Annotated in this window: 9 protein-coding genes; 3 read left to right on the top strand and 6 right to left on the bottom strand. The window is 64.2% G+C overall.

Annotation, left to right across the window (positions count from 1 at the left end):
• Window positions 1-24: 24 nt before the first annotated feature.
• The 6 genes from fmdA to urtA form a co-directional block, all read right to left on the bottom strand.
• Complete coding sequence (fmdA, locus tag AC0J5K_RS17885) at window positions 25-1254, bottom strand: formamidase (protein WP_274564368.1); 1230 nt, start codon at window positions 1252-1254, stop codon at window positions 25-27.
• Window positions 1255-1275: 21 nt separating this feature from the next.
• Window positions 1276-1965, bottom strand: a complete 690-nt coding sequence (gene urtE / locus AC0J5K_RS17880; protein ID WP_274564366.1) for an urea ABC transporter ATP-binding subunit UrtE — start codon at window positions 1963-1965, stop codon at window positions 1276-1278.
• A gap of 9 nt (window positions 1966-1974) precedes the next feature.
• Window positions 1975-2718: an urea ABC transporter ATP-binding protein UrtD gene (gene urtD / locus AC0J5K_RS17875; RefSeq protein ID WP_274564382.1), complete on the bottom strand. Its 744-nt coding sequence runs from the start codon at window positions 2716-2718 to the stop codon at window positions 1975-1977.
• A 15-nt stretch (window positions 2719-2733) separates the two neighbouring features.
• Window positions 2734-3858, bottom strand: coding sequence for an urea ABC transporter permease subunit UrtC (urtC, locus tag AC0J5K_RS17870; protein WP_274564364.1), 1125 nt, complete (start codon window positions 3856-3858; stop codon window positions 2734-2736).
• 16 nt (window positions 3859-3874) lie between these two features.
• Complete coding sequence (gene urtB / locus AC0J5K_RS17865; RefSeq protein ID WP_074838084.1) at window positions 3875-4801, bottom strand: urea ABC transporter permease subunit UrtB; 927 nt, start codon at window positions 4799-4801, stop codon at window positions 3875-3877.
• 122 nt (window positions 4802-4923) lie between these two features.
• Window positions 4924-6195, bottom strand: coding sequence for an urea ABC transporter substrate-binding protein (gene urtA, locus AC0J5K_RS17860; RefSeq protein WP_074838082.1), 1272 nt, complete (start codon window positions 6193-6195; stop codon window positions 4924-4926).
• A gap of 191 nt (window positions 6196-6386) precedes the next feature.
• Between urtA and AC0J5K_RS17855 the strand changes: the two genes are divergently transcribed.
• The 3 genes from AC0J5K_RS17855 (at window position 6387) to AC0J5K_RS17845 (ending at window position 11732) form a co-directional block, all read left to right on the top strand.
• Window positions 6387-9734, top strand: a complete 3348-nt coding sequence (locus AC0J5K_RS17855; RefSeq protein ID WP_274564360.1) for a hybrid sensor histidine kinase/response regulator — start codon at window positions 6387-6389, stop codon at window positions 9732-9734.
• Window positions 9731-10627, top strand: a complete 897-nt coding sequence (locus tag AC0J5K_RS17850) for a response regulator transcription factor (protein ID WP_074838077.1) — start codon at window positions 9731-9733, stop codon at window positions 10625-10627. The genes AC0J5K_RS17855 and AC0J5K_RS17850 overlap by 4 nt, the downstream gene beginning before the upstream one ends.
• Before the next feature lie 112 nt (window positions 10628-10739).
• Window positions 10740-11732 carry an IS30 family transposase gene (locus AC0J5K_RS17845; RefSeq protein WP_420398588.1) on the top strand — a complete coding sequence of 331 codons (993 nt, stop codon included), beginning with the start codon at window positions 10740-10742 and terminating at the stop codon, window positions 11730-11732.
• Window positions 11733-12008 lie beyond the last annotated feature (276 nt).

Below are 12008 nucleotides of genomic sequence, written 5' to 3'. Positions count from 1 at the left end.
GCGCATCGGCCCGCCCGCGATAAATCAGAGATCGGGGGCCAGCGGGATGTCGATCGTGCCATCGAAATGCTTCACCGGGCCATCGCTGCCGGGCATGATGTCGAAATCGAAGATCTCGTTCGGCAGCCAGAGCGTGGCGCAGGCGTTCGGGATGTCGACCACCCCCGAGATATGCCCCTGCACCGGCGCGGTGCCGAGGATCGCATAGGCCTGCGCCCCGGTGTAGCCGAATTTCTTGAGGTACTCGATGGCGTTGAGGCAGGCCTGCCGATAGGCGACATGCACGTCGAGGTAATGCTGGCCGCCATGCTCATCCACCGAGATACCCTCGAAGATCAGGTAGTCGTCATATTTCGGCGTAATCGGCGAGGGTTTGAAGATCGGGTTGCGGATGCCGTATTTCTCAATCCCTCCCTTGATCAGCTCGACCTGGATATGCAGCCAGCCGGCCATCTCGATGGCGCCGCAAAAGGTGATCTCGCCGTCGCCCTGGCTGAAGTGCAGGTCGCCCATCGAAAGGCCGGCGCCGTCGACATAGACCGGGAAATAGCAGGTCGAGCCGCGCGACAGGTCCTTGATGTCGCAGTTGCCACCATGTTCACGCGGCGGCACGGTGCGGGCGCCTTCGGCCGCGGCCTTGGTGCGTTCCTCGCCCTGCAGCTGGCCCATATGCGCCGATTGCGTGTTCGGCAGGGCGGCCAGCGGCGGGGTGCGTGTGGGATCGGTGTCGAACAGCGCTTTTTCACGGCTGTTCCACATGTCAAGCATCTTGCGATCGGGCAGGCAGCCGATCAGCCCGGGGTGGATCAGACCGGCGTATTTCACCCCCGGCACGTGGCGCGACGAGGTGAACATGCCGTGGAAATCCCAGATCGACTTTTGTGCCTCGGGGAAATGCTCGGTCAGGAAACCGCCGCCGTTCTGCTTGGAGAAGAAGCCGTTGAAGCCCCAGTTCATCTCTTCCTTGGCGCCGATGTCGAGGATGTGGACCTTGAGCAGGTCGCCCGGTTCGGCACCTTTGACGCCGATCGGACCTGAGAGGTAATGCACCTGCTCCAGCTCGACATCGCGGACGTCGGCGGCGTCGTCGTCATTGGCAATCTGCCCGCCGGTCCAGTCGTAGGTCTCGATCTTGAAATCGTCGCCGGGCTCGACCCAGACGGCAATCGGGATGTCGGGGTGCCAGCGGTTGTGGACCTTGTCGTTGGTATGCGGGCTTTCCGAAAGATCGACGGAAATCAGCGTGTCTGCCATGGTATAACTCCCTGTATTGGCTCAGACGGAAAGAAATTTCGAGACCTTGGCCTCGTCGACACTGGCGCGGGGGCTGTCGTGGACGAACTGGCCGTTCTCGATCACCACCACCCGGTCGGCGACATCGAGCGCAAAGCTCAGCACCTGTTCCGAGACGATGATCGACAGGCCTTTTTCGTCGCGAATGCGGCGCAGGGTGCGGGCCATCTCGCGGATGATCGAAGGCTGGATGCCCTCGGTCGGCTCGTCGAGCAGCAGCACCTTGGGCTTTGACGCCAGAGCGCGGGCGATGGCCAACTGCTGCTGCTGCCCGCCGGAAAGGTTGCCGCCACGGCGGCTCTTCATCTCAAGCAGCACTGGGAAGAGCTCGTAGATATCCTCGGGCACGGCGCGTTCGCCGGTCACGGTCAGACCGGTCTCGACGTTTTCCTGCACCGTCATCGACGAAAAGATCATCCGCCCCTGCGGCACATAGGCAATGCCGCTGGCAACCCGCTGGTGCGGCTTCTGGGCGGTGACATCGGTGCCGTCGATGCTGACCGAGCCATGCCGCGGGGGCACCAGACCCATCAGCGATTTCATCAGCGTCGTCTTGCCCATGCCGTTGCGGCCCATGATCGCCACGATCTCGCCCGGGGCGACATCGAGATTGAGGCCGTGGAGCACTTCGCTTTCGCCGTATGACGACCGGAGTTCTTGGATATTCAGCATGTTGACCTCTCAGTGACCCAGGTAGACTTCGACAACCCGAGGGTCGTTCTGGACGTGTTCCATCGAGCCTTCGGACAGCACCTTGCCCTGGTGCAGCACGGTGACGCGGGTGGCGATATCGGCGACAAAGCCCATGTCATGCTCGATCACGATGACCGAACGGTCGGCGATGATCCGGTTGAGCAGCTCGGCGGTCTTCTTGCGTTCGGCCACCGACATGCCGGCCACCGGTTCGTCGAGCATCAGCAGTTCCGGGTCCTGGATCAGCAGCATGCCGATCTCGAGCCATTGCTTCTGACCGTGGCTGAGAAAGGCCGCCTTCTGGCTCAGGTGGTCGCTGAGAAAGATCATCTCGGCGATCTCCTCGATCCGCGCCTTGACCGCATCGTCGCGCTTGAAGAACAGCGCACCAAAGACGCCGTGACCCTTGGGGAAGCTCAGCTCGAGATTGGCAAAGACCGAGAGATCCTCGTAGACCGAGGGTGTCTGGAACTTGCGACCGACGCCGGCGTGAACGATCTGGTCCTCGCGCATCTTGAGCAGGTCGGCGCCCTTGAAGGCGACATTGCCCGAGGTCGCCTTGGTGCGGCCGCAGATCAGGTCGAGCACGGTGGTCTTGCCCGCGCCGTTGGGGCCGATGATGACGCGGCATTCATTGGGTTCGACGTAGAAGGACAGGTCGTTGACCGCCTTGAACCCGTCGAAGGACACGGTCAGCCCTTCGACCATCAGCACGTATTTCGGGTTGGTCATGTCAAGCATCAGGGGTCACTCCGCCGGGGTGGCATTGGGCAGCGGCTTGTCGCCGCGCCGGGTGAGTTTCAGAAGACGCGGCTCGATCTGCTCGGCCCAGACACCGGCGAGGCCGTTGGGGAAGGCCATGACCACGGCGATGAAGAGCGCGCCGAGACCCAGCAGCCAGAGCTCGGGGAAGCTTTCGGAGAACGAGGTCTTGGCCCAGTTCACCAGCAGCGTGCCCCAGACCGCGCCCAGCAGCGACAGCCGGCCGCCGACCGCAGCAAAGATCACCATTTCGATCGAGGGCACGATGCCGACGAAGGAGGGCGACATGAAGCCCACCTGCAGGGTGAACATCGCCCCGCCGATGGCGGCAAAGGCCGCGCCGAGGCAGAAGACAAAGATCTTGAAGTTGGCGACGTCGTAGCCGGAAAAACGCACCCGGTCCTCCTGGTCACGCATGGCGATCAGCAAGCGCCCGAGCTTGGACCGGCGAACGAATTGCGCGGCAAGGAGCACCGCAAAGAGCAGCACGCCGTTGACGAAATAGAGCGTGGTCTTGGCCGCGTCGGTGCGGATGTCCCAGCCGTGCAGGGTGCGCAGGTCGGTGATGCCGTTGACGCCGCCGGTAAAGCCCTGCTGGCCGATGATCAGGATGGTCAGGATCGCCGCGATGGCCTGGGTGATGATGGCGAAGTAGACCCCGCCCACCCGGCGGCGGAACATCGCCACGCCGATGATGTAGGAAAAAACGACCGGCACCGCGATCACCGCAATGAGGGTAAAGGCGAAGGAGTTGAACGGCTCCCACCACCAGGGCAGGGCGGACAGCTGGTTCCAGTCCATGAAGTCGGGGATGCCCGGGGTCGACTGGATGGCAGTGTTCTCCGGGCTCGAGGCTTCGAGCTTGAGAAACATCGCCATGCAATAGCCGCCGAGGCCGAAGAAGACCCCCTGGCCCAGCGACAGGATGCCGCCGACGCCCCAGCAGAGCACGAGGCCCACCGCGACAAAGGCATAGGTCAGGTACTTGCCGAAGAGATTGAGCCGGAACGGCTCGAGCAGCAGGGGGAAGACCACGAAAATCATCGCGGCGAGCAGGGCAAAGCCGATCATGTCGCGGGGCGAGAGGAAGGCGTGGCTGTGGGATTTCATCTGTCTGACCTCCGGGTCACTTGCGCAGCTTGAGGGCAAAGAGCCCCTGCGGACGCAGCATCAGGATGCCGACCACGGTCAGCAGGGTGAGGACCTTGGCCATCGAGCCGGAGAGGAAGAACTCCATGATCGATTGCGCCTGGCTGATCGAGAAGGCCGAGGCGATGGTGCCCAGAAGGCTGCCGGCGCCGCCGAAGACCACCACAAGGAAGGTATCGACGATGTATTGCTGGCCGGCCGTCGGCCCGGTCGAGCCGATCATGGTGAAGGCGCTGCCCGCCACACCCGCGACGCCGCAGCCGATGCCGAAGGTCATCCGGTCGGTCAGGGCGGTATTGATGCCCACCGCATCGGCCATCTGCCGGTTGTTGTTGATCGCGCGCACCTGCTGGCCCCAGCGCGAGCGGTACATCATGACGTAGACCCCGGCCGAGATGCCCACCGCGAGGACCATGACAAAGATGCCGTTGATCGGCACTTCGATCAGATCGGTCAGCGGCAGCGAGCCCATCATCCAGTCGGGAATGGTGACGCCCACTTCGCGCGCGCCGAAGATCGACCGATAGAGCTGTTGCAGGATCAGGCTCAGCCCCCAGGTGGCCAGCAGCGTATCGAGCGGGCGCTTGTAGAGATGCCGGATCAGCGCCCATTCGACGAACATCCCCAACGCCCCGGCGGCGAGGAAGGCGAGGATCATGGCGACGAAGAAATATCCCGAGAACAGTGCCGGCATCAGGTCGCCGAAGAGGTTGGACACCAGATAGGTGACATAGGCCCCGAGGATCATGAATTCGCCATGGGCCATGTTGATCACGCCCATCTGGCCAAAGATGATCGCGAGGCCGAGGGCCATCAGGACGAAGACCGAAAAGAGGATGAGACCGGCAAAGCCCTGCATGGCGAAGATCGCGCCGAGCTCGCTGGCCGTGTATTCGGAGAACATGGCTCACCTTTGCGTATGTGACTGAGGGAAGGGCGCGCAGGGCGGCCCCGCGCGCACTGGCCCTGCGCCATCAGGCGCGGGGAAAGGGCAGGGGAGCTGGCACCCCCCTGCGACGTCGGGGCTTACTGATAACCCTCGGGGAAGGGATCGGGCTCGACCAGCTCGGCGGTCTCGTAGACCACTTCGTACTGGCCGTCCGGCTTGGCCAGACCGACGCGGGTCTTGGACCAGAGGTGATGGTTCTCGTGCACCTTGACGTAGCCTTCGGGCGCGGTGGGCAGTTCGATCCCCGGCGAGGCTTCGCGCACCTTGTCGATGTCGAAGGAGCCGGCCTTTTCCACCGCGGCCTTCCACAGCCAGGGGCCGAGATAGGCGGCCTGGGTCACGTCGCCGATCACCATGTCCTCGCCCCACATCGACTTGAAGGCGGCGACGAACTCGGCGTTGTTGTCGTTGTCCAGCGACTGGAAGTACTTCATGCAGGCATAGGCACCGTCGATGTTCTCGCCGCCGATGCCGCGGATCTCGTCCTCGGTGACCGAGATGGTCAGCAGGATCGGGTCTTCCTTGGTCATGTCGATGCCGGCGGCCTTGAGCTGCTTGTAGAAGGCGACGTTCGAACCGCCGACGACGATGGCATAGATCACGTCGGGTTTCTTGAGACGGATCTTGTTGATCACCGAGTTGAACTGGGTGTGGCCGAGCGGATAATATTCCTCGCCGACGACCTTGCAGCCCTCCATGTAATTCTCGATGTGCTTGCGGGCGATCTTGTTCGAGGTGCGCGGCCAAATGTAATCCGAACCCAGCAGATAGAAGCTCTTGGCGCCCTTGACCTTGTTGACCCAGTCGAGGCCGGCGATGATCTGCTGGGTCGCCTCCTGACCGGTGTAGATCACGTTCGGGCTCTGCTCGAGACCCTCGTAGAAGGTCGGATAGTAGAGCATGCCGTTGTATTGTTCGAAGACCGGCAGAACCGCCTTGCGGCTGGCAGAGGTCCAGCAGCCCATGACCGAGGCGACCTTGTCCTGCACCAGCAGTTTCTTGGCCTTTTCGGCGAATGTCGGCCAGTCCGAGGCGCCGTCTTCCTGGACGTATTCGATCTTGCGGCCGAGGATGCCGCCCTGGGCGTTGATCTGCTCGATCGCCAGCTTCTCGGCCTGGACCGAGCCGGTTTCCGAGATCGCCATGGTGCCGGTGACCGAATGCAGGATGCCGATGGTCACGGTGTCATCGGTGACGGCCAGCCCGGTGGTGTTGACCGCGGCGGTGGGGAAATCGGCGGCGCGCAGCCCCTTGGGCGCAAAGAGCGATGCGGTCAACGCCGCGCCCCCGGCCAGCACGGCGCGCCGGCTGAGCCCGTTTGTGCCTTTTGAATTGGCGGAATTGGTCATGGATGCCTCCTTGTTGATCAGTTCATCGCAGTGATGGGCAATGGTGCTGACCCGAGGCTGACAGCAAATGCTGCGATGCAGTATACGTCGATTGACGTATATGAGTGCGCGTTTTTCCCGATCATGATCGGAGGAGGCCCCGCCGGGGCGAAATCGGCCGCCCGGCAGGGGCGGCGCAGGACAGGGGCACCATGGTCGTCGCATTCCGTGCCACCGGCGGACGCCGGAGCTACAACCGTTGGGTCGCCAACGAAACGATGGAGGATTTCGCCCTGCGCTTTACCGCGCGGCGGGCGCGGCGCTGGAGTTTCGGGCGGGTGGCCAATACCGCGCTGGGCTCGATCTCCTTTCTGGCGCTCGAGGCGATTGGCGGCGCGATCACCCTGACCTACGGCTTTGACGCGGCGATCCTCGCCATCATGCTGGCTGGGCTGATCCTGTTCCTGACCGGGCTGCCGATCAGCTATTACGCCGCGCGCTACGGCGTCGATATCGATCTTCTGACCCGGGGCGCGGGCTTTGGCTATATCGGCTCGACGATCACCTCGCTGATCTATGCCAGTTTCACCTTCATCTTCTTCGCGCTCGAGGCGGCGATCCTAGCCTTCGCGCTGGAGTTCTGTTTCGGGGTGCCGGTGGCGTTGGGCTATCTGCTGTCGGGGCTGGTGGTGATCCCGTTGGTGGTGAACGGATTTTCCAAGATCTCGGCGTTTCAGGCCTGGACCCAGCCGTTGTGGATCGTCCTGCATATCCTGCCCTTCGCGCTGCTGGCGCTCTCGGGGGCGGAGCTGACCAGCTGGACCAGCTACACCGGCGCGCGCGGCGCCGAGGGGCCGACGATGATGATGGTCGGCGCGGCCATGGGCGTGGTGCTGTCGCTCATTGCGCAGATCGGCGAACAGGTCGATATCCTGCGGTTCCTGCCCGAGCCGCGCAGCCCGCGCGAGCGGCGGCGCTGGTGGGCGGCGATGCTGGCCGCCGGGCCGGGCTGGACGGTGTTGGGAGTTGCCAAGATGCTTGCGGGCTCCTTCCTGGTGACGCTCGCAGTAAGCGCGGCGGTGCCACTGCGCCAGGCCACCGATCCGACGCGAATGTATTATGCCGCCTACGACGCGGTGATGCCCTCGGCATTGCTGGCGCTTGTGCTGACCGGCGCCTTCGTGATCCTGTCGCAGCTCAAGATCAACGTGACCAACGCCTATGCCGGCTCGATCGCCTGGTCGAACTTCTTTTCCCGGCTGACCCATTCGCACCCGGGCCGCGTGGTCTGGCTGGTGTTTAACGTGGCCATCGCGCTGATGCTGATGGAACTGGGGGTGTTTCACGCCATCGAGTCGATCCTCGGGCTGTATTCCCATGTCGCGCTGGCCTGGATCGGGGCGCTGACCGCCGATCTGGTGATCAACAAGCCGCTGGGGCTGAGCCCGCGCGGCATCGAGTTCCGCCGCGCCCATCTCTTTGACATCAACCCGGTGGGGACCGGCGCCATGGGGGCGGCGGTGGCACTGTCACTGATGGCCTATGCCGGGCTGTTCGGTGCGCTGGCCGAAAGTTTCTCGGCGCTGGTGGCGCTCTCGGTGGCGATGGTCATGGCGCCGCTGATTGCCTGGAAGACCGGCGGGCGCTACTACATCGCGCGGCCGGGGCCGAAACCCGCGCCACGCCCCGAGTTGCACGCCGGCCAGACCACCGAATGCTGCGTCTGCGAGTTTCGCTTCGACGCCGAGGACATGACCGATTGCCCGTTTTATGCCGGGCCGATCTGTTCGCTCTGCTGCACGCTCGATGCCTCCTGCCGCGATGCCTGCAAGCCGCAGGCGCGCTTTGGCCATGTCTTCACCGCCAGCATGAAGCGCCGCCTGCCCGAGCGGCTCTATCAGGCGCTGGCGACGCGGGTGGCGCTGTTTGCGGTGGCAACCTTCGTTCCGGCCGCGGTCTTTGCGGCCCTGCTCTTGGTGATCCGCGCCAGCGCCGATGGCGGCACGCTCGACGCGGTTCTGGCCATCATCTTCTGCTCGGTTCTGGTGGCGATCGGGGTGATCGTCTGGACCTTCATCCTCACCGCCGAAAGCCACCACAAGGCGCGCGACGAAGCCGATATTCAGACCCAGCGCCTGCTGCGCGAGGTGCGGGCGCATGAACGCACCGACGCGGCGCTTCAGGCGGCCAAGGAAAAGGCCGAGGCCGCCAACCTCGCCAAGACCCGCTACATGGCCGGCATCAGCCACGAGCTGCGCACGCCGTTGAACGCGATCTACGGCTATGCCCAGGTGCTCGAACGCGACGCCAGCCTGCCGCGCAACCACCGCACGGCCGTACAGGCGATCCGGCGCGGGTCCGAGCATCTGGCCGGGTTGATCGAAAATCTGCTGGATATCTCCAAGATCGAGGCCGGGCGGCTGGAGATCCATCGCGACCGCATCAACCTGCCGGCGCTGCTGGGCCAGATTTCGGCGATCTTCGAGCGGCAGGCGCGCGAGAAGGGCCTCGATTTCGGCATCACCACCGAAGGCAAGCTGCCCGATTGGGTCGATTTCGACGAAAAGCGGCTGCGCCAGATCCTGATCAACCTGCTGTCGAACGCCATCAGCTATACGCCCCAGGGCTCGGTCAGCCTGTCCCTGTCCTATCGCAACGAGATCGCGCGTTTCGAGATCGCCGACACCGGCATCGGCATCGAACCGGCCCAGGTCGACCGGATCTGGAAACCCTTCGAGCGGCTGGCGCAGAAGTCCGCTGGCGGCTCGGGTCTGGGGCTGACGATCACCCGGCTGCTGGTCGAGGTGCTCGGCGGCGAGATCACCGTCGACAGCGAGCCCGGCAAGGGCACGACCTTCACTGTGCGGCTGATGCTGCCCTCGGTGCAGGGCGCGGCGGCGCAGGGTCCCGGCTGGGGTCGGTCCGAAGGCCTGGCCGCGATCGGCTACAACGGCGCGCGCAAGACGATCATGGCGGTGGATGACGACGCCGACCACCTGCGGCTGCTGGAAACCGTGCTGCGGCCGATGGGGTTTCTTCTGCAACCGTTTTCCGATGCCGAAACCGCGCTGAGCTTTGTCGACGAGCTTACGCCGGATCTCTTTCTGCTGGATATCGACATGCCCGAAATGACCGGATGGGAACTGGCCGAAGCACTGCGCGCCCGGCCGAAATACCGCGCCACGCCGATCGTCATGGTCACCGGCCATGCGCTTGAGGCCCGCCAGCCGGTGGACCGCGACGGGCTCTACGACGCTTTCGTGGTGAAACCCTATTCGCTCAACGATCTGGTGTCGCGGCTGGCGCGGCTGCTCAAGGTCGATCTGACCTTCGACACCCCGCAGGCCGCTGCGCCCGCGGCCGGTGCCCTGCCGCTGGAGGCGGTGCGGCGGTTGATCGATCTGGCCGATATCGGTCATGCCGCCGGCGTGGTGCGCGAGCTTGACGCGCTGGACCGGGGCGGCGCGTTGGACGGCGCTCTGCGCCGGCGGCTGGACGGGCACCTGGCCGATTTCGACCTCTCCGCCGTGGCGCGAGTGCTGAAGGACATGCAAGGATGACCGATGAAACCGAGGGCGGGCGCTATATCGTGCTGGTGATTGACGATGCCCCCGAGACGCTGGGGCTGGTCAGCGATGCGCTCGAGGGCAATGGCATGACCGTGCTGGTGGCGCGCTCCGGCGAAGAGGGGCTGCGGCTTACCCGGCGGGTGCAGCCCGACGTGATCCTGCTCGATGCGATGATGCCCGGCATGGACGGGTTCGAGACCTGCCGCCGGCTCAAGACCCCGCCGAACTCCGAAAGCGCGCCGGTGATCTTCATGACCGGGCTGACCGAGGGCGAGCACATCCTCGCCGGGCTGCGCGCCGGAGGCGTCGATTATGTCACCAAGCCGGTGGTCGTCGACGAGCTGATCGCCCGGATCACCCGCCATGTGATGAACGCCCGCGCGATCCAGATGGCCCGCGCGGCGCTGGATTACACCGGCCAGAACGTGATCGGCGTGTTGCCGGACGGCCGGCTGTCTTGGGGCACCCGCGGTGCGCTGGCCAGGATCGGCGCCGATTTCGCCGAGGGCCGGGCCAGCGACCGCCTGCGAGGCTGGCTGGACGAGGTGGCGCGGATGCCGGTGTCGCAAGCGCGGCCGCTGGTGCTGGGCGCCCTGACGCTGACCCTGATCGGGCTGGCCGAGGGCGAGCTGATGATCCGCCTGCGCGCTGCCGGCGGCCAGGCCGAGAACCAGCGGCTGGCCGAGGGCTTCGGCCTGACCGCCCGCGAGGCCGAAGTGCTGCTCTGGCTGTCCCACGGCAAGACCAACCGCGACATCGCCGATATCCTCTCGGTCAGCGCCCGGACGGTCAACAAGCACCTCGAACAGGTGTTTCACAAGATGGGCGTCGACAACCGCACCTCGGCCGCGGTGATGGCCGACCGGGTCTTGCAGGCGGACTGAGGTATCAATTTACCATAATCCGGATTCTGCGTGGCGCGACGATTGCTGGGGCACATTCTAAACTGGGTTGCGACAAATCCCCTATCCTGCTGAAAAGCAAGGAGAACGGACAGTGGCCCATACAGAGCTGAATTTACGCGAACGACGTGCGATCGAGGATATGCTGTACACGAAAGTGCCGGTCAGCAGGATTGCGGCGGAAATCGGCAGGCACCGCTCGACGATCTATCGCGAGAGCAAGCGCAACTCCTTCAGCGACGAGGAACTACCGTATCTGGACGGCTACTACGGGATCAATGCTCAGCGTTATGCCGCCGCCCGGCGCACCCGTCGTCGCAAGCTGATCCGGCTGCCCGAGCTGCGCGAAGCGGTGATCGACCGCCTCAAGGAAGGTTGGTCTCCCGAGCAGATCGCCGGCCGCCTCGGGTTCGAAGGCCAACCCATCCGCATCAGCCACGAGACGATATACGCCCATGTCTACAGCCGCGAAGGTCAGTCCGCCGCGCTGGCGCGGTATCTGCCCAGCCGCCGCAAGAAACGCAAACCGCGCTATGCCAGACGCCCGCGCGGCCTTGTTTTCCCGCCGGATCGGTCGATCCATGGACGGCCGGAGTATGTGAAGACCCGTGAGACATTTGGTGAATGGGAAGGCGATCTGATGATCTTCGAGAAGGCCCAGGGCAAGATGAACGTGGCTTCGCTGGTGGAACGCAAGACCCGTTTCGCCATGCTGTTCCGCAACAACGACCGCAGCTCGACGCAGTTCATGAACCGTCTGATGGACGTGGTGGTCTCCCTGCCCCAACCGGCCCGCCGCTCGATCACCTTTGACCGCGGTCTCGAATTTCGCGAATGGCGCAAGTTGCAGCCCGGGATCGGCACCGTGGCGTGGTTCTGTGACCCGCAGGCGCCGTGGCAAAAGGGCTCGGTCGAGAACCTGAACAAGCGCGCGCGCCGTTACCTGCCTAGGGACACCCAGCTCGCGGCGCTCTCAAATCCCAAGATGAAGGCGATTTGCGACCGCCTGAACGGCACGCCCAGAAAGTGCCTCGGATGGCGAACCCCGACCGAGGCATTCCGGGAAGAGATGAAGAAGCTGAGATAGCGGAAACTGTCGCAACGAGGCTTGAGACAACATGGCGGCAGAGCACCAACCTGCAGACTCTCGTTATGAATGAGGGACCAGCAGGGGGCAGGTCGTCTTGCTACGTCCTGCTGTCCACTGACTTTCGCACCCGGGCTGATGGTGGAATATCCGCGGCCGCCGTTTTTTCACGTAAATGACACTTAACACACAGGCCGCTGTTACAAAGATCGTCGAGAGCTGTGCACACGTGTGCAACCCAATGCCGCGTGCGCCCCACAGCTTGGAGATTCGATC

The sequence above is a fragment of the Marinovum sp. E3 genome (assembly GCF_055755275.1).
This window is presented reverse-complemented; position numbering and strand designations above follow the sequence as displayed.